This window comes from Plantactinospora sp. WMMC1484, assembly GCF_049315195.1.
Taxonomy (GTDB): Bacteria; Actinomycetota; Actinomycetes; order Mycobacteriales; family Micromonosporaceae; genus Plantactinospora.
In genome coordinates, this window is the sequence record NZ_CP186055.1 from 3,357,116 (window position 1) to 3,380,789 (window position 23,674).

The 23,674-nt window shown below is 73.4% G+C and carries 17 protein-coding genes and 1 pseudogene; 10 read left to right on the top strand and 8 right to left on the bottom strand.

Annotation, left to right across the window (positions count from 1 at the left end):
- Positions 1–43: 43 nt before the first annotated feature.
- From ACN28C_RS14795 to ACN28C_RS14810, 4 genes are read right to left on the bottom strand one after another with little or no spacing between them, the layout of a single operon-like run.
- Positions 44–595 carry a GNAT family N-acetyltransferase gene (locus tag ACN28C_RS14795; RefSeq protein ID WP_422774033.1) on the bottom strand — a complete coding sequence of 184 codons (552 nt, stop codon included), beginning with the start codon at positions 593–595 and terminating at the stop codon, positions 44–46.
- 16 nt (positions 596–611) lie between these two features.
- Positions 612–1,454, bottom strand: coding sequence for a monooxygenase (locus ACN28C_RS14800; RefSeq protein ID WP_422774034.1), 843 nt, complete (start codon positions 1,452–1,454; stop codon positions 612–614).
- Positions 1,451–1,939 (bottom strand): YbaK/EbsC family protein, encoded by a 489-nt coding sequence (locus ACN28C_RS14805; RefSeq protein ID WP_422774035.1) that lies wholly within the window; start codon positions 1,937–1,939, stop codon positions 1,451–1,453. Before ACN28C_RS14805 ends, ACN28C_RS14800 begins: the two co-directional genes overlap by 4 nt.
- A gap of 52 nt (positions 1,940–1,991) precedes the next feature.
- A complete protein-coding gene (locus ACN28C_RS14810; RefSeq protein ID WP_422774036.1) occupies positions 1,992–2,975 on the bottom strand; it encodes an EamA family transporter in 984 nt (327 codons plus the stop codon).
- Positions 2,976–3,213: 238 nt separating this feature from the next.
- Here ACN28C_RS14810 and ACN28C_RS14815 point away from each other — a divergent pair, with 238 nt between their 5' ends.
- The 3 genes and pseudogenes from ACN28C_RS14815 to ACN28C_RS14825 form a co-directional block, all read left to right on the top strand.
- Positions 3,214–4,869: an RICIN domain-containing protein gene (locus tag ACN28C_RS14815; RefSeq protein ID WP_422774037.1), complete on the top strand. Its 1,656-nt coding sequence runs from the start codon at positions 3,214–3,216 to the stop codon at positions 4,867–4,869.
- A gap of 526 nt (positions 4,870–5,395) precedes the next feature.
- Positions 5,396–5,848: an SAV_6107 family HEPN domain-containing protein gene (locus ACN28C_RS14820; protein WP_422774038.1), complete on the top strand. Its 453-nt coding sequence runs from the start codon at positions 5,396–5,398 to the stop codon at positions 5,846–5,848.
- A 105-nt stretch (positions 5,849–5,953) separates the two neighbouring features.
- Positions 5,954–6,674, top strand: a pseudogene (locus ACN28C_RS14825) (hypothetical protein); the annotation flags it as partial.
- Positions 6,675–6,744: 70 nt separating this feature from the next.
- Here ACN28C_RS14825 and ACN28C_RS14830 read toward each other — a convergent pair.
- A complete protein-coding gene (locus tag ACN28C_RS14830; RefSeq protein ID WP_422774039.1) occupies positions 6,745–7,575 on the bottom strand; it encodes a hypothetical protein in 831 nt (276 codons plus the stop codon).
- Positions 7,576–7,805: 230 nt separating this feature from the next.
- Here ACN28C_RS14830 and ACN28C_RS14835 point away from each other — a divergent pair, with 230 nt between their 5' ends.
- The 7 genes from ACN28C_RS14835 (at position 7,806) to ACN28C_RS14865 (ending at position 18,325) form a co-directional block, all read left to right on the top strand.
- Positions 7,806–9,488 (top strand): DNA polymerase Y family protein, encoded by a 1,683-nt coding sequence (locus ACN28C_RS14835; protein WP_422774671.1) that lies wholly within the window; start codon positions 7,806–7,808, stop codon positions 9,486–9,488.
- Between the two features lie 34 nt (positions 9,489–9,522).
- Positions 9,523–12,921, top strand: coding sequence for an error-prone DNA polymerase (locus ACN28C_RS14840; protein ID WP_422774040.1), 3,399 nt, complete (start codon positions 9,523–9,525; stop codon positions 12,919–12,921).
- 253 nt (positions 12,922–13,174) lie between these two features.
- Entirely contained in the window at positions 13,175–13,888 is a 714-nt protein-coding gene (locus ACN28C_RS14845) for a methyltransferase domain-containing protein (RefSeq protein WP_422774672.1), read from the top strand.
- Positions 13,885–15,261: an alkaline phosphatase family protein gene (locus ACN28C_RS14850; RefSeq protein ID WP_422774041.1), complete on the top strand. Its 1,377-nt coding sequence runs from the start codon at positions 13,885–13,887 to the stop codon at positions 15,259–15,261. The genes ACN28C_RS14845 and ACN28C_RS14850 overlap by 4 nt, the downstream gene beginning before the upstream one ends.
- Before the next feature lie 123 nt (positions 15,262–15,384).
- Positions 15,385–16,446 (top strand): amidohydrolase family protein, encoded by a 1,062-nt coding sequence (locus ACN28C_RS14855; RefSeq protein ID WP_422774042.1) that lies wholly within the window; start codon positions 15,385–15,387, stop codon positions 16,444–16,446.
- A 116-nt stretch (positions 16,447–16,562) separates the two neighbouring features.
- Positions 16,563–17,858 carry a DNA polymerase IV gene (locus tag ACN28C_RS14860; RefSeq protein ID WP_422774043.1) on the top strand — a complete coding sequence of 432 codons (1,296 nt, stop codon included), beginning with the start codon at positions 16,563–16,565 and terminating at the stop codon, positions 17,856–17,858.
- Positions 17,859–17,938: 80 nt separating this feature from the next.
- Complete coding sequence (locus ACN28C_RS14865; protein WP_101367165.1) at positions 17,939–18,325, top strand: DUF3040 domain-containing protein; 387 nt, start codon at positions 17,939–17,941, stop codon at positions 18,323–18,325.
- Positions 18,326–18,609: 284 nt separating this feature from the next.
- On the opposite strand, the gene ACN28C_RS14870 is transcribed toward ACN28C_RS14865, so the two are convergent.
- From ACN28C_RS14870 to ACN28C_RS14880, 3 genes are read right to left on the bottom strand one after another with little or no spacing between them, the layout of a single operon-like run.
- Complete coding sequence (locus ACN28C_RS14870; protein WP_422774044.1) at positions 18,610–21,090, bottom strand: transglutaminase TgpA family protein; 2,481 nt, start codon at positions 21,088–21,090, stop codon at positions 18,610–18,612.
- Between the two features lie 19 nt (positions 21,091–21,109).
- On the bottom strand, positions 21,110–22,408 hold the full coding sequence (locus tag ACN28C_RS14875; RefSeq protein WP_422774045.1) for a DUF58 domain-containing protein: 1,299 nt from the start codon (positions 22,406–22,408) through the stop codon (positions 21,110–21,112).
- A gap of 2 nt (positions 22,409–22,410) precedes the next feature.
- Positions 22,411–23,469 carry an AAA family ATPase gene (locus ACN28C_RS14880; protein ID WP_422774046.1) on the bottom strand — a complete coding sequence of 353 codons (1,059 nt, stop codon included), beginning with the start codon at positions 23,467–23,469 and terminating at the stop codon, positions 22,411–22,413.
- Positions 23,470–23,674 lie beyond the last annotated feature (205 nt).

Here is a 23,674-nt window from a genome sequence, read left to right on the forward strand (position 1 = left end):
TCACGTCTGGCGGCCCTGCCTCCGGTGGGGGTGTCTCCGGCGGTCATCGCTCCGGTGGGGTGAGCGGCAGGTCCCGGCCGAGGACCGCGAAGGCGCGCTCGTCACCGGGGAAGCGGAAGTCGCGCAGCACGTCGACGAAACCGAAGCGCCGGTAGAGCCGCCAGGCCCGGGAGGTCTGCTCGTCCGCCTCCGGGGTGGAGAGCAGCGTGGTGCTGCCCTCGGCCATGCCGAGCAGGGCGCGGAGCTGGCGGGCACCGAGTTGGTGCCCCTGGGCGGCGGGCCGGACGTGCAGCTCGACCACCTCGAAGCAGTCCGTGAACCAGGTCTTGCGGGCGTCGCCGGGCAGGGCGTTGTACACCTGGTCGTGCCACCACTGGCCGGGGGCGGAGAGGTACCCGTAGCCGAAGCCGACCAGGTGACCGCTGGTGGTGAGGGTGGCGACGGCGCGGAACCCGGATCGGCGTACGTGGGTCGCGATGTAGCCGCGCCGCGCCTCCAGCAGCTCGGACCGGTAACCCATCGCCTCGCCGTAGACCGCCACCACGTCGTCGAGCCGCCGGGCGAGATCGTCCGGTTTCCATGGCACCAGCCTCATGGTTGTCTGCTCCTCACTACCTGCCGGTGCCGGGCTCCCGGTCGTCGCCGGACGCGACCCAGCCGAGCACGGCCGGGTCACCGGCGAGATCGCGTACCTCGAACCGCGCGAACAGCTCCTCGGCGTACCAGCGTGCGCTGGACGTGCGGTCGATCGCCGCGCAGTGCTCGGGGGAACGGTACGCGAACCGGCGCAGGTACGTCGCGTTCCGCCACACGCTGACGGTGCCCTGCCAGCCGAGCGGGGCCTCCCCGACGCCGAACCGGGCCAGCAGGCCGGGCGCGTCCCGCAGTGCGGCGGCCACCGGCGGGACGGCCCGCCAGAAGGTGCCGGCCCGCGACGGGCGCAGCCGGGCCCGGGTGAGCGCCAGCACGTGCCCATCCCGTGCGGTTGTCGTCCGGGCACCCGTCGCCGGGGAGGGTGCCCGGAGGGTGTCCTCCGTCGGGGGGCGGGGCACACCGAAGGGCTCGACTCCGGACCACCGGCCCCGGCTGGCCAGGGGCCGCAGGTCGAGCCGGGCCTCGGCCACCGCGACGCGGCGCCAGGCCCGCCCGACCGGGCTCTCGCCGAAGGCGGCGGCCTGCCTCGGGTCGGCCCAGACGACCAGCGCGGCCCAGCGGGTCAGGTCGGCGTCGGTCGGCCCGAAGCCGTCACCCGTCCCGGTGCCGAGCAGCTTGCCGAAGCGTACGCCGGGAAGCGCCCGCAGCCGGCGCCGGTCGACGGCCAGCCGGGTCAGTGCCCGGACCAGGGCGCGCGGCGGCACCCGCCAGACGTGCAGGGTGACCAGCCGTACCGGTGGCGGGTCGCCGGACGGTTCGGGCCTGCCCCGTCCGGCCGCAACACGGTCCGGCCCGCTCACGCCACCTCGACGGAGCTGCCGGCGGTGATCCGCAGCAGCTCGGCGGAGGTGGTCGGAAAGACGGCCCGGGGCACGCCACCGGCCGCCCAGATCTCCGGGTGGTCGGCGAGCGCGGTGTCGACCAGGGTACGGATCGGCTTCGGGTGCCCGAGCGGGGCGACTCCGCCGATCGGCTGGCCGGTGTGCTCCCGGACGAACTCCGGGGTGGCCCGCTTGAGGGCGGTCAGCCCGAGGCCAGCGGCGACCCGGGCGGTGTCCACCCGGTGCGCGCCCGAGGTGAGCACCAGCAGCGGCTCGCCGCCCGCGTCGAAGATCAGGGAGTTGGCGATCTGGCCGACCTCGACTCCGAGGGCCGTCGCGGCAGCGGCGGCGGTGTGCACGGCCTCGGGCAGGATCCGGACCCGGCTGGGCGCTCCGGAACCGTCGCGCGCGCCCGCGTTCTCCAGCGCGTCCTGCACCGTCTGCACGTTCGGATGTGACTGCATGACCTCTATCTTGCCTTCCGGCGGTGTCACATCTGCCCCGGGACCGGGGAGGTCAGCGGGGCGTCGCGAGCACGTCGGGAACGAGCGCGGGCGGTGGATCCGCCGGCGGCTCGGCGGAGGGTTCGGCGGTCCGGGCCGTCTCGGCGAGCGCGACCCCGACCAGCACCAGCAGGCCGCCGCCGAGTTGGGCGGCGTTGAGCACTTCGCCGGCGCCGAGAGCGAGCCAGGCGACCGCGGCGGCGAGTACCGGCTCGGTCATGCCGAGGATCCCGACGCTGGTCGCCGGCAGGTGCCGCAACGCGGCCGCCACCAGCAGGAAGGGCAGGATCGAGCCGAGCAGGACGACGTACCCGCAGAGCAGCGCGACCGGGACGCCACCGCTGGTCGCGCCCAGCGGCGCCCAGCCCCCGGTGCCGTCGGTGACGGCCCGGGTGAGCAGGCCGGCCACGGCCGCGGCGCCGAACGCCCAGGTGGTCAGGGAGAGCGTGTCGTGCTCCCGGACGCCCCGGGCGCCGAGCACGTAGTAGCCGGCCAGCATGACGGCGGCGGCGAGGCCGGCGAGCACCCCGAGGCCGTCGAGTGTGAGTTCTCCCCAGACCTCGGCCACGCAGGCCAGGCCGGCGAGGCTGAGGGCCAGCCCGCCCCAGAGCCGGGGGCGTACCCGCTGGTGCTGACCGAATCGGGCCCAGAGCGCGACGAGCAGCGGGGCCGTGTATTCGAAGAGCAGCGCGATGCCGACCGGCAGCCGGGAGATGGCCACGAAGTAGAGCATCGGGGTCAGGAAGAACCCGGCCAGCCCGTAGGCGAGCAGCAGCGGCAGGTGGGCCGCGGTGACCTGGAGCCGCCGGGCGCCCGGTCGCAGCAGCAGGCTCAGGGCGAGCAGGCCGGCGAACGCCCCGGCGGCCCGGATCAGGGTGAGCTGCGCGGCGTCGACGCCGGCTCGGAGCACCAGCTTGGAGACGGTGCCGTTGACGGCGAAGAGCACCGCCGACGAGAGCACCAGGAGTACGCCGAGGGCCGGCCTGCGAGTCGTCACCGGAAGAGGGTAGCCGGCCATCGGTCAGGAGCCGAACAGCTTTTGGTCATTACTGAGCCCGGCCCTGGAGTAGGGGCGTGGGAGGTGGTGCACGGTTCCTTCGGCGGCGTTGACTTCATTGAAACGATTCGATACGTTGCGGACAGTGGGAAAGCCCTTTCCGATCCAATCCGTCCTGCCTGGCCTGTTGCCCGGCACCGAGCTTTCCCAGGCCACCGTTCCCCGCTCAGGAGGACCCATGACGCTCACCACCACCGACCGGACGCCACCCGACCGCCGGTCGCGACGACGTCGCTGGCGAGCCGGCCTGGCGTTGGCGCTCACCGCCGTGCTGGCCGGCGCCGGCACCGCGGTCGGTGCGTCGCCCGCCACGGCGGCCACCATCGACACCGGCGCCTACTACGTCTTCGTCTCCCGGCACAGCGGCAAGGCGCTCGACCTTTACGACTTCGCCACCAACGACGGCGCGCCGATCGTGCAGTGGGCCCGCAACGACGGCAACCAGCAGCAGTGGCAGTTCGTCAGCGCGGGCAACGGCTACTACAAGATCAGGTCTCGGCACAGCGGCAAGTTCCTGGAGATGCCGAACACCTCCGACGGCACCCAGTTGATCCAGAACGCCGACAACGGCACCACCCGCCAGCACTTCGGGGTCGCCGACTCCGAGGGTGGACACGTGCGCCTGATCAGCCGGCACAGCGGCAAGGCGCTGGACGTCTGGGAGTGGTCCACCGCCGACGGCGGGATCATCGCCCAGTACCAGGACCTGGACGGCTACAACCAGCAGTGGCAGATGATCCGGGTCGGCTCCGGCGGCGGCGACGGCGGCAGCGGCAACGGCTGCGGCAGCGGCTCGTTCAACGCCGAGGCGGTGCTGAACGGCGGCACCTGGACCGCTCGCAACGGCGGCAGCACCGTCTACACCGGCAGCGACATGCGCTCCGCGGTGCAGGCCGCGGTGAACAGCCTGTCGTCGGGGCGTACCTCGAAGCAGCGGGTGGTCGTCCGGGGTTCGGGCTCGGTGAGCGCCAACTCCCGGATCTCGCTGCCGAGCTACACGGTCCTGGACGTCTGCGGCACGATCAACGTGACCGGTTCCGGCTCCGGCGACCAGGCCCCGGTGTACGCCCGGGGCGCCACCGACATCGAGGTGCAGCACCTCAACCTGACCGGGTCGCCGCTCTACGGCATCTTCATGCGCAACGTGAACAACCTGACGCTGGGCCAGATCGACATGCGGCTCTCCGGCGGCCTCGGGGTGCGGATCGACAACCACGGCGGCGACCGGGCGGTGAAGGCCCGCAACATCCGGATCGACACCGTGTACGTCCAGGGCAGCGGCACCCACGGCGTGGAGACGTACGGGGTGGACGGGCTGACCGTCGGCACCGTCACCGCCCGCAGCGTCGGCGGGTCCGGACTGCTGCTCAACGACACCATCAACGCCACCGTCGGCACTGTCGACGCCGACAACGCCGGCGCCGGCACCGGGTACGCGGGGTTCCGGATGGCCAACCGCAACGGTCGGGTGGGCAGCAGCTATCCGACGAACATCCGGGTCGGCAACGTGATCGCCCGGGGCGGCGGGCGTGGCATCTTCTGCGTCTCGGAGAGCGGCGGCGCGGTGATCGACCGGGTGACCATCTCGAACACCGGCAACAACTCGATCCTGATCGAGAACTGCTACAACGTCACCATCGCCGGGCAGTCCGGGACGGTGACCGGCGGCGGCGAGGTCCGGATCGCGGCGCGCAGCGAGTTCCCGATCTCCTCGAACATCACCCTGCAGAACCTGACGGTGACCAACACCAACATCACCCAGAGCCCCTGCGGCGGCGCCAACAACGTCATCCGGAACGTCACCCGGAACAACTCCACGCTGAACTGGTGTTGACCCGTACCCGACGGACGCACCGGGTGGTCGCGGACGCTTGCGTTTTTGTCGGTGCCGGGGTGTACTCTCTCCAGTAGTTAGAACGAGTGTTCGATTGGGTGGGTGTCGATTCGAGTCGCCCTGCCGGTCGGGCGCTCGGGCTGACGTCGGGGGTGACGTTCGCGGCGTAACTCCCGAGTGCGGTTTCGCGGACCGCACGGGATCCGGATCCGCGAGTCCGGACCCACCAGGCAGGTCGTCGTCCGCCGCCCACGACCCCCGGGCGGCGGACGACGAACCCGCCGGGTTCGGCCGGTCGGGTGTGGGTGTGGGGAAGCGTCCACATCCGGCCGGCCACACACCGCTGCGTCTTCCTCCGCAGCGGACCAGTCAGACCAGGTGCGTCGCCCTCGGCCGCCGTGCTGGCGCTCGCCGGCGCCGACGTGTTGGCGCTGACCAGCGCGGAGGTGTTGGCGCTGACCAGCGCGGTCATGTCGGCCGGCGCGGGGTGACGCGGTGAATCGGGTGACGCGGAGGAGACAGTCCCATGCCGACCAGCCAGGCCCAGGCACCGACGGTGCCGACGCACGTGCTGCCGCACCGCACCCCGGCCCAACTGCTGACGATCGCCCGGATGGGCTTGGCGGAGGCCGCCGAGACCCGTCCCGACGGCCTGCGGTACGCCACCGCGCACCTGGCCGCGCTGCGCGCGGCGGCGGCGATGCTCGCCGCCCGGGCCCGTCCCGCACCCACCCGCCGAAACCGGGTCACCAGCGTCTGGGCACTGCTGGTGGTCGTCGCCCCGGAGCTGGGCGAGTGGGCCAACTACTTCGCCACCGGCGCCACCAAGCGGGCCGCCGCCGAGGCGGGCATTCCCCGGGTGGTGAGCGCCCGGGAGGCCGACGATCTGCTCCGCGCCGCCGAGCAGTTCGTCGCGGTGATCGAGGTGGCGCTCGGGGTGGCACACCAGCCGGTGCTCGACGGCATGGCCGCCGCCTGAGATAACCGCCGACCACAGACACGGGAAGCAACCGGCCGACCCGGAAACCCTGCCCACGGGAACACGGCGGCCTACGGGAACACGGGGGGCACGATGGCGGGGCGGATGGTGCGCGGTTCCACCGCCCTGGCCGGGCTGGTGCGACCGGCGAGCGACCCGGCGACGACCGATCCGCTCCGGACCCTGCCGGTGCTGTCGGAACTGGCCGGGCTGTTGCCCCAGCGGGGGTTACGGCGCGGCAGCACCGTGGCGGTCGGCCGCCCCGGCTCCAGCGGTGGCACCTCGCTGATGCTGGCGCTGCTCGTCGAGGCATCCCGGGTCGGCGCCTGGTGTGCCGTGGTGGGGATGCCCACGCTCGGTGCGGTCGCCGCTGCCGAACTCGGCATCGCGTTGGACCGGCTCGCCCTCGTCCCCCATCCCGGTCCGGAGTGGGCGACCGTGGTCGCCGCCCTGGTCGACGGGGTTGACGTCGTGGTCGCGGCGGTACCCGGCACGGTCTCCGCCTCGGTCGCCGACCGGCTCGCCGCCCGGGCCCGGCAGCGCGGCAGCGTCTTCGTGCCGTACGGCCGCTGGACCGGAGCCGACCTCACCCTCCAGGTGCTGCACGGCCGGTGGGAGGGGCTGGAGCAGGGGCGCGGCAGGTTACGGCGGCGGGAGGTGACCATCTCGGCCCGGGGGCGTGGTGCGGCCGTACGCCCCAAGGAGATCCGGGTGTGGCTGCCGGGTGACCGTCGGGCGGCGTCGGCGGCCCCGGCGGCGCCGGTCGGGTCCACCGCGCGGCGAAGCTCGCTCACCGTCGTCCGGACGTGGTGACGTTCCGCGCCCGGCCTCCGCCGTGTTCCCCGCTCCTCGACAGCTCCGGAGCGGGGGAACACGGCGGGAAGCCCGGGTGACCGTCAGCCGGTGAGGCCCTGCAGATCCTTCAACATCTCGGCGAAGTCGGCGGTCTCCGACGCGGCCGGAGTCTCGATGTTCACCGGCTTGCCGTAGTCGGTGTAATCGATCTTCATGTCGCTCATCGTGCCCATCACCATGTGCGCCCGACGCGGCAGGTACTGCTCGTCGACCCAGAGGTCGATCTTGACCTCCTTGACGCCGTTCTTGGCCAGCTCCTGCTCGACCGTCTTGCGCGCGTCGGCCTCGAGCTGCCCGAGATAGGTCGCCACCGGGGCGGTGACGGTGTAGTGGACCGTGGGCACCCCGTTCAGGGTCTCCTCACCGACGACGGTGGTCCCCTCGGTCGCCAGCAGCGTCTTGACCTGCTTGGTGGGGTCGACGTCCTCGAGCTGCTTGGTGTAGTCCATCCCCGCCTGGGCGCTGGCAGCGCTCAGGTCCATCTTGAACCAGCGCTTCCCGTCCAGGTCCGCGCGGTCGGCCTCGGGCACCTCGACATAGATGACGGCACCGATCATCCGGATGGTCGTCGGAGCGCCGTCGGGGCCCTCCATCGTCATCTCCGCCTTGACCGGGTCACGCAGGTCCAGGGAGCCCTGCATCTTGATTTTTTCGCCGGCCGCCGTGCCCTCCATGGCCATGGTCACGGAATCGGTCGTGCCGGTCTTGTCGACGACCTTCTGCAGCGAACCCTTGAGGTCGCTGGCGAGCTGCTCCAGTACGCTCGGCTGCTTCGACTCGCCCGGCGTGTCCGTGCCCGAACCGCAGGCGGTCAACGCCAGGGCCGTGAGCGCGGAGACCGTCAGGACCGCGGCGTTCTTCCAACGTGACAAGTGACAGCCTTTCCCCGAGATGTTGGGATCTCCCCATAGAACGGGCGACACGCTATCCCACCCGGGCAACCCGTGGTGGCCGGCCGTGGGCGGCGGGAGCTGGTGCCCTGGCCCGGTCCGGATGGCGGGGCCGGGACAACGCGACTCGAACACACGTTCTAAGATCGGCTTAACTGCAGGTCAAGGAGGTGTGGATCGACGTGTCGCCGCAGCGCGCCGCCGTACGCGCCATGCTGGTCTGGTGCCCCGACTGGCCGGTGGTCGCGGCCGACATCGTCGACGGGATCTCCGCCGCCACCCCGGTCGCGGTGCTGCACGCCAACCGGGTGGTCGCCTGTTCTCCGGCCGCCCGCGCCGACGGGGTGCGACCGGGGCTGCGCAAGCGGGAGGCGCAGAGCCGCTGCCGGCACCTGGCCGTCGTGGAGCACGACCCCGGTCGGGACGCCCGCGCCTTCGAGTCGGTGGTCGCCGCCGTCGAGGAGGTCGTCGCCGGGGTCGAGGTGATCCGTCCGGGGATGTGCGGGGTCGCCGCCCGTGGGCCGGCCCGCTACTTCGGCGGCGAGCTGCGGGCTGCCGAACGGATCGTCGAACACGTCGCCCAGACCTGCGAGGTGGAGAGCCAGCTCGGCGTTGCCGACGGGATCTTCGCCGCCGGGCTGGCCGCCCGGACCGGGCGGATCGTGCCGCCCGGCGGCACCCCGGAGTTTCTCGCCGGCCTGCCGATCGCGGCGCTGGGCCGGCCGCACCTGGTCGACCTGCTGCGCCGGCTCGGCCTGCGGACCCTGGGCGACTTCGCGGCGCTGCCCGCCGGGGACGTCCTGGCCCGGTTCGGTTTCGACGGGGCGCTGGCGCACCGGCTGGCGAGCGGTCAGGACCACCGGCCGCTCGCGGTCCGGCGCCCGCCGCCCGACCTGGCGGTGACCGAGACGTACGACGAGCCGCTGGACCGGGTCGACGCCGCCGCGTTCGCCGCCCGGGCGCTCGCCGAGCGGCTGCACGACAGGCTCGCCGGGCACGCCCTGGCCTGCACCCGGCTCGGCATCGAGGCGGTCACCGCGCACGGCCAGGAACTGCACCGGGTCTGGCGGCACGACGGCCTGCTGACCGCGGCGGCGATCGCCGACCGGGTGCGCTGGCAGCTCGACGGCTGGCTCTCCGGGACCAGCCGGCGCCCCGGTGCCGGCCGGCCCGGTCCGGTCCGGCCGACCGCCGGAATCATCCGGCTGCGGCTGGTCCCCGAGGGAATACTGACCCATCTCGGCCTGCAACCGGGGCTCTGGGGCGAGACCGGAGAGGAACGCGAGCGGGCGCGCCGGGCCCTGAGCCGGGTACAGGGACTGCTCGGCCCCGACGCGGTGGTCACCGCCGTGCTCGGCGGCGGGCGTTCCCCGGTCGAGCAGGCCCGGTTCGTGCCGTGGGGCGACGAACGGGTCCCGCTCCGGCCGCCCGCACCGCCCTGGCCGGGCCGACTGCCGGCACCGGCCCCCGCCGTCGTACTGCCCGAGCCGATGCCGGCGGCCGTCCTCGACGCCGCCGGTGAACCGGTCCGGGTCACCGCCCGCCTGGAGGTGAGTGCGCCGCCGGCCCGGTTGGAGATCGGCGCGCCGGCCGGCATCCGTCCGGCCGGTGCCGCCGTCCGGACGGGTGAGGTCACAGCTCGGACGGGTGAGGCCGCCGTCCGGGCCGGTGAGCCCGCGGCTCGGACTGGCACGGCCACCGTCGGGGCCGGTGGGGCCGCGGTCTGGGCCGGTGAGATCGTCGGCTGGGCCGGACCCTGGCCGGTCGACGAACGCTGGTGGGCTCCGGCCGAGGCCAGCCGGCGGGCACGGTTTCAGGTGGGGCTGGCCGATGGCGCCGCGATGCTGCTCTCCCTCGCCGGTGGGCGCTGGTGGGTGGAGGCGATCTATGACTAAGGCCGGGCTGTGACCAGGGCCGGGCTGTGACCCGATGAGTTTCCACAATCCCGACATGCCCTGGTCGGAGCTGGAACGAACGCTCTCCGGACGCCCGCACCGCCGGGGCGGACACCTGCACGTGGTGGATCCGCTCGCGGTCGACGCCGACGGCGGGGACTCGCCGGCCTGGGCCCGAAAGCGCCCCGGCTACACCCCGCCGGAGCTGCCCGCCCCGGCCGAGGGCACGCTGCCGTACGCCGAACTGCACGCACACACCAACTTCAGCTTCCTCGACGGCGCCAGCCACCCGGAGGAACTGGCCGAGGAGGCGACCCGGCTGGGGCTGACCGCGCTCGCGGTGACCGACCACGACGGCTTCTACGGGGTGGTGCGGTTCGCCGAGGCGGCCCGGGCGCTGCGGCTGCCCACCATCTTCGGCGCCGAACTCTCGCTCGGGCTGCCCGGCCCACAGCCGGGGTCCCCGGGGAAACGCGGAGCGTTTTCTCGGAGTGGCAACGGCGAACCGGACCCGCTCGGCCGGCACCTGCTGGTACTCGCGCACGGCCCCGAGGGGTACGCCCGGCTGGCCCGCACCATCGCCCGGGCGCAACTGCGCGGCGGCGAGAAGGGCCGCCCCGTCTACGGCGAGCTGGAAGAGGTCGCCGAGGAGCTGAAGGACCACGTCCTCGTGCTGACCGGCTGCCGCAAGGGGACGGTGCCGGCGGCACTGCTCACCGAGGGGGTCGAGGCGGCGGCCCGGGAGCTGGACCGGCTGACCGCGCTCTTCGGGGCGGAGACGGTGGCGGTGGAGCTGACCGACCACGGCGACCCGTACGACGGCGACCGCAACGACGCCCTCGCCGAGCTGGCCGCCGCCGCCGGGCTGCCCACCGTGGCCACCAACAACGCGCACTACGCCACCCCGTCGCGGCGCCGGCTGGCCACCACGGTGGCGGCGGTACGCGCCCGGCGCAGCCTGGACGAGATCGACGGCTGGCTCCCCGCCGCCGGCACCGCCCACCTGCGCAGCGGGGCCGAGATGGCGGCCCGGTTCGCCGCCCATCCCGGCGCGGTGGCCAGGGCCGCCGAGTTCGGCGCCGAGCTCGCCTTCGACCTCGACCTGGTGGCGCCGAGGCTGCCGGACTACCCGGTGCCGCCCGGGCACACCGAGATGAGCTGGCTGCGCGAGCTGACCATGACCGGCGCGCTGCACCGCTACGGTCCCCGGGACGCGCACCCGGAGGCGTACCGGCAGCTCGACCACGAGCTGGGGATGATCGAGGCGCTCGGCTTCCCCGGCTATTTCCTGGTGGTCTACGACATCGTGAAATTCTGCCGGGACAACGACATCTACTGCCAGGGGCGGGGCTCGGCGGCGAACTCGGCGGTCTGCTACGCGCTCTGGATCACCAACGTGGACGCGGTCCGGCACCAGCTCCTCTTCGAGCGCTTCCTCGCCCCCGAGCGGGACGGCCCACCCGACATCGACGTCGACATCGAGTCCGACCGCCGCGAGGAGGTGATCCAGCACGTCTACACCAGGTACGGCCGGGAACACACCGCCCAGGTCGCCAACGTCATCTCGTACCGGCCGAGGTCGGCGGTGCGGGACGTGGCCAGGGCGTTCGGCTTCTCTCCCGGGCAGCAGGACGCCTGGAGCAAGCAGATCGACAGGTGGGGGAGCGTGGCGGCGGTCGACGTGGACGACATCCCCGAGCAGGTCGTCACGTACGCGAACGAACTCCAGACGTTTCCCCGGCATCTCGGCATCCACTCCGGCGGGATGGTGATCTGCGACCGGCCGGTGATCGAGGTCTGCCCGGTGGAGTGGGGGCGGATGCCGGGCCGCACCGTGCTGCAGTGGGACAAGGACGACTGCGCCAGCGTCGGGCTGGTCAAGTTCGACCTGCTCGGCCTCGGCATGCTCTCCGCGCTGCACTACGCGTACGACATGATCGAGTCGACCCTCGACCTGGGTGCGATGTCCCTGGACGACCCCGAGGTCTACGACATGCTCTGCCGGGCCGACTCGGTCGGGGTGTTCCAGGTGGAGAGCCGGGCGCAGATGGCCACCCTGCCACGGCTGAAACCGGAGTGCTTCTACGACCTGGTGGTCGAGGTGGCGCTGATCCGGCCCGGCCCGATCCAGGGCGGCTCGGTGCACCCGTACATCCGGCGCAAGAACGGGCTGGAGCCGGTCACCTTCCCGCACCCGCTGATGCGCAACGCGCTGGAGAAGACCCTCGGGGTGCCGCTCTTCCAGGAGCAGCTGATGCAGCTCGCGATCGACCTGGCCGGCTTCGACGCCGGTGGCGCCGACGAACTGCGCCGGGCGATGGGGTCGAAGCGCTCCGCCGAGCGGATGGCGCAGATCCGCGACCGGCTCTACGCCGGGATGGCCGAGCGGGGCATCGTCGGCGAGGTCGCCGACGACGTCTATCTGAAGCTCTCCGCCTTCGCCAGCTACGGCTTCCCGGAGAGTCACGCGATGAGTTTCGCCTACCTGGTCTACGCCAGCTCCTGGCTCAAGCGCTATCACCCGGGCCCGTTCCTGGCCGCGCTGCTGAACGCCCAGCCGATGGGCTTCTACTCGCCGCAGACCCTGGTCGACGACGCCCGCCGGCACGGCGTCGAGGTACGCCGCCCGGACATCAACGCCAGCAACGCCAGGGCGACGCTGGAATCGACCCCGGAAACCCGGTGGGGGAGCGCACCCGGCGAGCCGCCGCACCGGTGGGGGCTGGGCGGCCCGGCGGTCCGGCTCGGGCTGGCCGGGGTGCGGAGCATCGGCGACGACCTGGCCGAGAAGATCGAGCGGGAGCGGGGTGCGCACGGGACGTACCGGGACATGGCGGACCTGGCCCGCCGGGTCAGGTTGACCGCCGCGCAGCTGGAGGCGCTGGCCACCGCGGACGCCTTCGCCTGCTTCGGGCTGACCCGGCGGGAGGCGCTCTGGGCGGCCGGCGCGGCAGCGCAGGAGCGGCCGGGCCGGCTGCCCGGCACCATCGCCGGGGCGGAGGCGCCGACCCTGCCCGGGATGGACGCCGTCGACCGGCTGGTCGCGGACGTCTGGGCCACCGGCCTCTCCCCGGAGAGCCATCCGGCCCAGTTCGTCCGGGCGCAGCTCGACGCGGCCGGTGCGGTGCCGATCGCCCGGCTGGCCCGGATCGAGCCCGGCACCCGGATCCGGGTCGGCGGCATCGTCACCCACCGGCAGCGTCCGGCCACCGCCGGCGGGGTCACCTTCGTCAACCTCGAGGACGAGACCGGCATGCTCAACGTCACCTGTTCACCCGGGCTCTGGCAGCGCTACCGCAGGGTGGCCCGGACCAGCAACGCCCTGCTCGTGCGGGGCCGGCTGGAGCGGCACGAGGGGGTGACCAACCTGGTCGCCGACCGGCTCGACGCGATCACCCCACCCGTCACCCCCGCCTCCCGCGACTTCCGCTGAGAGGTGTAAGGAAGGGCCCCCGCTTATCGCTTTCTGTTGTAGAAGGGCCCCCTCCTAACAGCCTTGGCGCCGGCGCGACCGGCTGCCCCGGGTGGCTTAGGCTCGTCGGGTGGAGCGAAGGGTGGGACGAAGGGTGGAGCCAACTCGCAGCGGACCGGCCAGCCCGGCGGCGACCGGGCCGGGTGCTGCCCCTGCGGCGGACAGGCCGGGTGCTGCCCCTGCGGCGGACAGGCCGCGTACCGGCCCGGCGGCGATCGGGCCGCGTACCGCCGTGGTCTGGGCCGTGCTGCGCCGTGAGCTTGACCGGCAGCCGGGGCGGGCGCTCACCGTGCTCGATGTCGGTGGCGGGACCGGCGGGTTCGCGGTGCCGCTGGCCGAGGCGGGCCACCGGGTGATGGTGGTCGACGCCAGTCCGGACGCGCTGGCCGCGCTGACCCGGCGGGCCGCCGAGGCCGGGGTCGCCGACCGGGTACGCGCGGTGCAGGGCGACGGCGACGCTCTCGCCGGCCTCGTCGAACCGGCCGGCGCCGACCTGGTGCTCTGTCACGCCGTCCTGGAGGTCGTCGACGATCCGGCCAAGGTGGTAGGGGCGATCCGCACCGCGCTGCGGCCGGGCGGCGCGGCCAGCGTACTGGTGGCGAACCGGGCCGCCGCCGTGCTCAGCCGGGTCACGAACGGGCACCTCGATGTCGCCGCCACGCTGCTGCGCGACCCGGACGGGCACGCGAGGTCCCGGGACACCCTGCGGCGGCGTTACGACGCCGACAGCGCCGCCGCGCTGCTGACCGCCGCCGGGCTGGAGGTCGAGCAGACCCACGGGGTACGCGTCTTCGCCGACCTGATCCCGCCGGTGGCCGCCGAGGCGGATCCGGCGGCCCTGCTCGACCTGGAGTTGGCCGCGGCGGCCCAGCCGCCGTACCGGGACATCGCCGCCCAGTTGCACCTCTTCGCCCGTTGCCCGGCATGACGGGCCCACTCGACCTGGTCCGGCCGGCCTACTTCGGTGGCAGCCTCGCCGACGTGCTGCCGAGCGCGCTGTCGGTGCTCGGTGTGCCGGTGGAAGACCCGACGGCCGGCGACCCGCTGCGGCTGGCCGACCGGCTGCCGGGCGTACGCCGGATCGCGGTGCTGCTGGTCGACGGGCTCGGCTGGTACCAGTTGCCGGTCGCCGCCCCGCACGCGCCGGTGCTGACCGACCTGGCCGACCGGTTCGGGCGCCCGCTCACCTGCGGTTTCCCCTCCACCACCCCGACCAGCCTGGTCAGCCTCGGCACCGGGGCCCCGCCCGGTGCGCACGGTGTGCTCGGCTTCCACGTCAACGTGCCCGGCACCGACCGGGTGCTCACGCACATCGACTGGCCCGGCTCACCGGTCGACGGCCCGAACGTCCCCGGCGGCGGCCCGGGTTCACCGGTCGGCGGCGACCGCCCGAGCGGTTCCTGGCCGCCCGTCGGTGCTGATGGGCCGCCCGTCGGTGCTGATGGGCCGCGCGCCGGTGCCGATGGGCCGTCCGCCGGTGCTGATGGGCCGCGCGCCGATGCCGGCGGGTCGCCCGCCGGAGTCGTGGATTACCCCGATCCGCGTCGGTGGCAGCCGCTGCCGACCCAGTTGCAGCGGGCCGGGGCGGCCGGGGTGGCGGTGACCGTGGTGAGCCGGCCGGCCCTGACGAGGACCGGGCTGAGCGTGGCGGCGTACCGGAGTCCGGTGTACCGGGGCGCGGAGGACGTCGACGCCCTGGCCACCGAGATGCTCGGCGCGCTCGGCGCCGGGGACGGCCCGACCCTGGTCTACGGCTACCACCCGGACGTGGACCGGCACGGTCACCTCAGCGGTGTCGACTCCGCCGACTGGCGCTCCGCCGTCACCGAGGTCGACCGTCTGGTGACCCGGCTGGTCGACGGGTTGCCGCCGGACGCGGCGCTGCTGGTCACCGCCGACCACGGCCAGCTCGACATCCCGGCGCAGGGACGGTACGACCTGGACACCGACCCCCGGCTGCGGGCCGGGATACGGGTGGTGGCCGGCGAGCCCCGAGTCCGCTACCTGCACACCCTGCCCGGGGCGACCGCCGACGTGGTGGCCGCCTGGTCTGAGGTGCTCGGCGAGCAGGCCTGGGTGGCGACCCGGGAGGAGGCGGTCTCGGCCGGCTGGTTCGGGCCGGTGCCCGAGGCGCACCTGCCGCGCATCGGTGACGTGGTGGCCGCCTGCCTGGGGGCGACCGTGGTGCTCGCCTCGAAGACGCACAACCCGCTCGAGACGACGCTTGTCGCCTACCACGGCTCCTGCACGGCGACCGAGATGACGATCCCGTTGCTGGTCGTACCCTCGCCCGGGAGCTAGCTCTCGTCGGTCCGTTGTCGCGCCATGGTCGGGAAGGTCGTGACTCGGTAGCCTCGAATGCGCCGGACGGCATGTCGAGCATGCCGCCCAGGTCGGCTGGGACTCGGGCGCGGGGGTGGGCTGATGACGGTACTGCGGGTCCGTGGTTTCGCGCTTCCCGAGGCGGAACCGGTCGACCTCTATGCCGACGGTGACAGATGGACCTCGGATCCGGTCGCCGGCGCCGAGCTGGTAGCCGAAGGCTGGCTGTTGCCCGGATTGGTCGACGCGCACACGCATCCAGGAGCGGAGGCGCCGGGACAACCACTGGACCTCAGCGTCCTGCGGGAGGATCTTCGAGCGCATCTGGCGTCGGGAGTTGCGCTCATCAGGGCTCCCGGTCTTGCGGGCGATCCGCCTGACTGGTTCGGTCTCACGGACGACAGCCCACGAGCCTTCCATGCTGGTCCGTGGATCGCTCAGCACGGCCAGTTCTTCGAGGGCTGGGGCCGCCGTCCGGAGCCGGCCGAGTTGCCCGCCGTCGCGGCCGAGCAGGCGGCTCGTACCGGGTGGGCGAAAATCGTGATCGATTGGCACGTCGGCGACGATGTCATGCCGGTGGAGGTACTGCGCGAGGCTGTCGCACACGTACACGCGGTGGGCGGGCGTCTTGCGGTGCACTCACAGCACCCGGCCGGTGGTACGGTCGCGGTCGAGGCCGGGGTGGACTCCGTGGAACACGGCATGGGGTTGGACCCCACGTTGCTGCCGCGCATGGCCGAGCAGGGCATTGCGCTGACACCGACACTCTCGGTGATCACGGCTTCCCTGCGGCGGGTCTCCGCCGAGCCGGACAGCTCACGCAGGCGGTGGTACGTGTCGGGAGCGAGCGTGCACGGCCAGCTCACAGCTGCCGCCGTCGAGGCCGGCGTCACCGTGCTGGCGGGTACGGACTCACGCCCACACGGCGGCATCGTCAACGAAATCCGCACTCTGGTGGTCGCCGGCGTGCCACCACACGAGGCGATCGCCGCTGCCTCCTGGACTGCCAGGTCCTACCTCGGTCTGCCCGGCCTGGTGGACGGAGCCCCGGCCGATGCGGTCGTCTTCGACGCCGATCCCCGGAGCGACCTCGACCAACTCGACAGGCCGCGCGCGGTCATCGTCCGCGGAAAGTGTCTGCATCGCCGCCCTGATCCTCGATGACCGCAGAACCTCGACCGCCACTCCCAGCCAGCCGCTAGTCTCTCGCCGCAGGCCAGCCCGGACGTCGGGCGTTCCCGGGCGGCGTGGCCGTCGTACCCCCGGGTTAGCCTGCCGGTATGGGTCGTAGCCAGTCCGTGCCACGTGGCGGTGATCCGCGTTTCGGCCCGGACGCCGACGACTCCGGCTCGCCGATCCTGCACGTCGACATGGATGCCTTCTTCGTCGCGGTCGAGGTCCGCCGCCGGCCCGAGTTGCGCGGCCGGCCCGTCGTGGTCGGCGGGGTCGGCCCGCGCGGCGTGGTCAGCTCGGCCAGCTACGAGGCCCGGGCGTACGGGGTGCGCAGCGCCATGCCGGCGATGCGGGCCCGGGCGCTCTGCCCGTCGGCGGTCTTCCTGCCGCCCGACTTCGCGCAGTACACGGCCGCCTCCCGGGCGGTGATGGAGATCTTCCGTGACGTGACCCCGCTGGTGGAGCCGCTCTCGCTGGACGAGGCGTTCCTCGACGTGGCCGGGGCGCGCAAGCTGCTCGGCCCGCCGGCCGGGATCGCCCGGTTGATCCGGGCCCGGGTCGCCGAGCAGGAGGGGCTGACCTGCTCGGTCGGGGTGGCGCCGACCAAGTTCGTGGCCAAGCTCGGCTCCACCCGGGCCAAGCCGGACGGGATGATCGTGGTCCCCGCCGGCCAGGTGCTCGACTTCCTGCACCCGCTGCCGGTCGAGGCGCTCTGGGGGGTGGGGGAGCGGGCGGCCGAGACGCTGCGCCGGCTCGGCCTGCGGACGGTCCGGGACATCGCCGAGGCGCCGGTCGGGCTGCTCCGCACCGGCGTGGGCGAGGCGGCCGCGACCCACCTGCACGAGCTGGCCTGGGGGCGGGATCCGCGCCGGGTCAGCCCGGAGCACGCGGAGAAGTCGATCGGTGCCGAGGTCACGTTCGACACCGACCTGGCCGAGCCGGAGGCGATCCGGCGGGCCCTGCTCGCGCTCGCGGAGAAGGTCGGGGTCCGGTTGCGCCGGGCCGGACAGGTGGGGCGGACGGTGTCGATCAAGGTGCGGTTCGCCGACTTCCGGACGGTCAACCGGTCCCGCACCCTCGCGGGGGCGACCGACAGCACCCGGGAGGTGTTCGACACCGCCTGGGCGTTGTTCGACGCCCTCGCCCCGGGTGACCGGATTCGGCTGATCGGCGTACGGGTCGAAGGGCTCAGCGACGGCGGCCAGACACCCCGGCAGCTCGCGCTCGACGCGCCCGAGCACGGCTGGCGGGACGCGGAGGCGGCCGCCGATGCCGCCGCTGCCCGATTCGGGCGTTCCATGGTGCGTCCCGCGAGCCTGTTGGGGCGCGGCGACCTGCGGCGGACGGAAAATCCGGCCCGGCCATGGGTCGTCCCGCTTTCCGACCCGCGACCCCCCTCGTAGACTGGCGGGTAAGCAGCCGGTTGGGCTGCCACGGTCTGTCGGTCCGACCGGACCGACCAACGTGACCGGGGAGGAGTGCCGTGCCGCTCTCGGAGCACGAGCAGCGGCTGTTCGAACAGATCGAGCAGTCGCTTGCCGAGGACCCAAAGTTCGCCTCGGCTGTGCGCGCCAGCGATCCGCGTTTCCACGCGCGGCGTCGCCTGCTCGTCGCGGTCAGCGTGATCATCGCTGGCCTTGCATTGGTCGTCTATGGCACGGTGAGCAAAACTCCGCTGCTCGGAGTGGCGGGCTTCGTGGTGATGCTCGGTGCGGCCGCCTTCGCGATGCTGTCGCAGCGCAAGGCGCAGTCACCGGACCTGCACGTGGTCGGCGGCACCACCAGCCGCCGCGTCCGCAGCGGGCGACGCCTGTCGTTGATCGACCGACTCGAGGAGAGGTGGCGTCAGCGGCCGGAAGGCCACCGCTGACCGTTCCCGTCCGTGGGGCCCGCCCGCCCCGCTGACGGTACCGCCGGGACCGCTCCCGGCGACCAGCGGCAATTCGCCATGCCCCCATATCTGCTGCCGGCGGTGCGTCTCCGCCGGCCGTTTGCGTTCCCGGTCGGGTTGCCGGCTTCCGGCACCCCTCCTGCCGGCCTCCTGCGAAACAGGTCGTCCTGCTCGGGACCCGGACGGAGGGACCCGGACGGAGGGACCCGGACGGAGGGACCCGGGCCCCGCCGATCACGGTTCGGGTCCCTCCGGCTAACCGCTCAGCGGGACGGGCGGCCGGCCAGGACGCGCCGGGGACTGAACCGCAGCAGCCGCTCCCGTAACCGGCCGGTCAGCCCGACGAAGCCGGCCGAGGCATCCATGGTCGCCAGGCGCCAACGGAGCAACACCGAGGGCGGCAGGGTCGACGCCACCAGCCGGGTACGCCGATCGGCTCCGGCCCGCAGCGCCCGGCGTACCGTGCGGAGGGCGTCGCCGAGCGGACCGTGCCGCAGTGGCTCCCGGGCGTACCGGGCCCGCTCCTCGGCGCGGGCGAGCAGGCGTACCGCCTCCTCGGCGTTGCTCGCCGACAGATCCTCCCGGGCCAGCCGTTCGGCGGTGGCCCGGGGCGTCTCCGCCGGATCCACCGTGACCCGGAAGTCGACAAGGGTGTCGACCAACTCGTCCCAGGCGGCGTGCGCGTCGGCCCGGGCCCGGGCGAGTTCGGAGTCGCTGAGCACCACCCGGGCCACCCCGGGCGGTGCGTCCCCGTCCGCCGCCACCGACGCCAGGGTGCTGGCCGCGGCGGCGGCCCGGGTCTGCCGGCGGCGGCGCAGCAGCACCCGCCGGAGGGCGGGGACGGCGAGCAGCAGCACCAGCAGCCCGACACCGGCGAGCACCCAGAGCGGCCACCGGGGTCCGCCCTCCGGGGCGATTCCGGCGCCGCCGTCGAAGGCCTCCCCGGGATCGCCCTCCGAGCCGTCCGGCGACTCCGGACCGGCCGACGGATCGGTGGCCTGGCCGCCCGGCGTCGTCGGGGTGGTCGCGCTCTCCTCCGGCGCGTCCGGATCCGGTGCCCAGCCGGACCGGACCGAACCGGTGACGCTGGCCGCCGGGGTGGCGTCGAACGGCACCCAGCCGACCCCGGTGAAGTAGACCTCGGTCCAGGCGTGCAGGTTGTTGTTGGTCAACGTATAGGTGTTGCCGGAGCGGTTGGCGCTGGTGAAGCCAAAGGCCACCCGGGCCGGGACGCCGGCCTCGCGGACCAGCCAGGTCATCGCGGCGGCGTACTGCTGGCAGAAGCCGACCTTGTTGGTGAGGAAGTTGACGATGTCCTGCCCGCTGGTCCCGCCCTCGGTGTTCAGGGCGTAGCTGAAGCCGTTCTTCCGGGAGAAGTGGTCGTAGATGGCCCGGACCCGCTCGTAGTCGTTGCGCTTGCCGGCGGTCAGCCGCTCGACGAGTTCCTCGACCTCCCGCACCGGCTCGACGGTCGTGTAGAGCTTCCGGAAGGCGTGCTCCGGCGCCAGGGTCGGCGCGGCCGCGAGCGCGGCCGGGGTGTACTCCGACCGGACGAAGTCGAAGGAGTACTGCCGGCCCCGCGACGACGCCCGCTCCGAGTAGACGACCTGCATGGTCGCGTCGTAGCGCCAGTTCCCGTCGATGCCCCGGGTGGTCACCGGCGCGGTGTAGACGGGCAGGAACGGCATGACGAAGTCGACGATCTCGACCTGGGCCTCGTACTGGGTCCGGGTGATCCCCCGATCCTCGCTCCGGCTCAGCTCACGGGGGACCGGCAGCCCCTGGGTCACCGGCGTCCCCTCTGGGGAACGCGGCCCGAAGCCGGTGCGCTCGAAGTCGTCGGCGACCGCGAAGCGCAGATAGAACGGGTCCGGGTCGTTCGTCGTCACCTTGACCATGTCGCGCTGCTCGGAGCGGTTCAGCTCGCCGCTGAGCTGGGCGAAGAGGTTGACCCGGCCCGGCGAGCCGCCCGCGCCGGGCCGGCCGCTGCCGTCACCGCTCCCACCGCTGCCGAACTGGCTGAGTAGTCCCGAGGTCATCCCCGGCACGGCCAGCGGCAGCAGTACGGCGACCGCGACGCCGATGACCGCCAACCGACGGCCGGCGGCGGCCAGCGGCGACGGCTCCCAGACGTCCACGTCCCGGCCGTCGCCGGTGAACCGGCGTCCGAAGTGGCGGACCCGGTCGACGTTGTCGGCGGCGAGCAGCCAGAGGAAGCCGGCGGCCCCGATCACGAACGGCACCGCCGAGACGCTGTCGACGTGCACCGCCACCGGCACCGAGTAGATCGCCAGCATCGGCAGTCCGGCCAGGGCGGGACGGCGCATCCCGACGGTGAGCACGTCCACCACGACCGCCACCCCGCCGACCCCGAGAGCGGTGAGGAAGAGCAGCGAGTCGAGGTCCTCCACCGGCACCCCGTACGACCGCATGTCCTCGCCCGAGCTGGCCAGCAGCGCGGCGAAGTGGGTGAGGGTGCCCGGCGTGGGCACCAGGGCCATCAGCTCCTGCCCGCTCGGGAAGATCCAGGTCAGCCCGAACAGCAGCGCGGTGGCCATGGCGAGGACCTGGGCCCAGACCGGTGCCCGCCACCACCTGGCCAGGGTCGCCGCACCGGCGATCAGGCCGACGACGACCGCGCACTGCACCAGCCAGGTCCACCGGTCGTAGATGGTGGACATCGGGGCGGCGGCGAGCAGGGTGGCCGCGGCCGCCACGAATCCCAGGTGTCGGCGTCCCCTCATCGGTCCTCTCCGTCCATGGTCACCGCACCCCGCCGGCGACCGTCTCGGCGAGCGCGGCCCGCCAGGCGAAACCCTGCGAGCCCCGGGCGGCCTGCGGCCAGAGCGCCGGCAGCTTGCTGCCGTGCTCGACCCCGACCACCCGCCAGCCGCTCTGCATCAGCGCGAGCGCGGCGGCGCCGTGGGCGCGGTTCGCCTCCTCCCTGGCCTGCGGGGTGAGGTTGAGCCAGGTCGAACTGTCCACCAGGAAGGCGATGCAGGTCACGCCGTTGCCGCGCAGCCCGGCCAGCAGGTCCGCCTCGGCGGTGGTGAGCGTGCCGAGCAGGGCGATGACGAGCCCGCCGTCGGAGCGCTGCCGGACCCGTTCGACGAGCGTCGCCACGTCGCCGCGCTGGCTGAGCCGGACGTCGGCGAGGTAGTCCAGCAGCAGCCCTTCGCCACCGGCGTCGCTGGCGTTCGCGTCGATGCCGGAGTCGCTGACCAGCCGCAGCTTGTAGCCGGCCTGCCGCAGGTGCACGGCGATGCTGGCCACCGCCGACACCGCCCACTCGAAGCTCGCGGTCGGCCCCTCGCCCCGGTGCGCGAACGCCCGGGTGTCCAGCACCACCGTCGCCCGGCTCTCCCAGGGCTGCTCCTCGCGGCGCACCATCAGCTCGCCGGTGCGGGCCGTCGACTTCCAGTGCACCCGGCGCAGGTCGTCACCGCGCCGGTATTCCCGGGTGGCCGCGTCGTCCTCGCCGTGCACCGCCACCGACCGGGCCCGGCTCTCCCCGGTGCCCGCGTACTCGCCGGCCACCCGCACCGAGGGGAGTGGGGTGACCTGGGGGATGACGGTGAGCGGGTCGACGCTGGGGAAGGCCCGGGTCAGCTCGCAGAGCCCGAACGGGTCGGTCAGCCGGATCACCAGCGGGCCGACCTCGTAGCGGCCGCGGACGTCGGCCCGGACCGTGTACGCCACCGAACTGGCCTGGTGCGCCCCGAGCCGCTCCAGCACCACCCGGGGACGGCTGCCGAGGGCGTACGGCAGCCGGTCCTCCAGCAGCAGCGTCCCGGTGGGCAGCCGGGACATGTTCTGCAGCCGGAGCACCACCCGGGAGCTGGCCCCGACCGGCACCCGGTGCGGCTCCAGCGAGCGGCTGCAGGCGAGCTTGTAGCGGCTGCGCCCGACGTAGAGCGCGGCGAGCAGCGGCAGGACGCCGAGCAGCACCGCCACCCGGAGCAGGTCCTTCTCGCCGAGGATCAGCGCGGAGATCGCCGCCGCCACGGCGGCGGCCAGGAAGGACCGTCCCCGGGTGGTGAGCCCCTGCAGCGCCTCGCGCACCGTCACCGCCTCCGCGGCTCGTACTCGGAGCGTCCGGTGCCGTCCCCGGAGGAGGGCCGGGTGTCGTACGGCGAGCGCTGCCGCTCGTGCGGCAGCGGCAGCCGGTGCACCAGCTCGGAGATGATCGCGTCGGTGGTGCGCCGGGAGAGCTGCGCGTCGGCGGTGGAGAGCACCCGGTGGGCGAGCACCGGCACGGCGAGCGCCTGCAGGTCGTCGGGGAGCACGTAGTCGCGTCCCTCCAGTGCGGCCACCGCGCGGGCGGTGCGCAGCAGTTGCAGGGTGGCCCGGGGGGAGGCGCCGAGCCGCAGGTCGGGAGCTTCCCGGGTGGCGGTGACCAGGTCGACGGCGTACTGCTTGACCGCGTCGGCGACGTGTACGTCGCGTACCGTGGCGATCAGCTTGCGCACGGTGGCGGCGTCGGAGACCGGGCGGAGCTCCTGGAGCGGGTCCCGGCCGCCGTGCACGTCCAGCATGGCCAGCTCGGCGCCGGGGTCGGGATAACCCATCGCGATCCGGGCGGTGAACCGGTCGCGCTGCGCCTCCGGCAGCGGATAGGTCCCCTCCATCTCGATCGGGTTCTGGGTGGCGATGACCATGAACGGCGTCTGCAGCTCGTAGGTGACGCCGTCGACGGTGACCTGCCGCTCCTCCATGCACTCCAGCAGCGCGGACTGGGTCTTCGGGGAGGCCCGGTTGATCTCGTCGCCGACCACCAGGTTGGCGAAGACCGCCCCGGGACGGAACTCGAAGTCGTGGGTCTCCTGGTTGTAGACGCTCACCCCGGTCACGTCACTGGGCAGCAGGTCGGGGGTGAACTGGATGCGCCGGACCGAGCAGTCGATCGACCGGGCCAGCGCCTTGGCCAGCTTGGTCTTGCCGACGCCCGGCACGTCCTCGATCAGCAGGTGACCCTCGGCCAGCAGGACGGCGAGTGCCAGCCGGACCGTGGCCGTCTTGCCCTCGATGACCTCCTCGATGTTGGCCACGATCGCGTCGCTGGCGGCGCGGAACTGGTCGCTCGGCAGCGTCCCGCCCAGCTCGTCCCAGGTCTGTGAAGTCACGGGCCTCCTCCTCGTCGGTCACGGCCACCGCTTGTAAGAGTCGCTGGGGTGGTCCGATGGTTCGCGGGAGAGTACGTCCGTCCGGAGTAACCGGATCACCCGCATCACTTCAGGCTAACCGTATTCCTCGGCGGAGCCGAGCACACCCGAGCACACCGGGGTGGCCGGAGGTCGGATCCTCCCCGGGCATACGGGTGCGACAGGC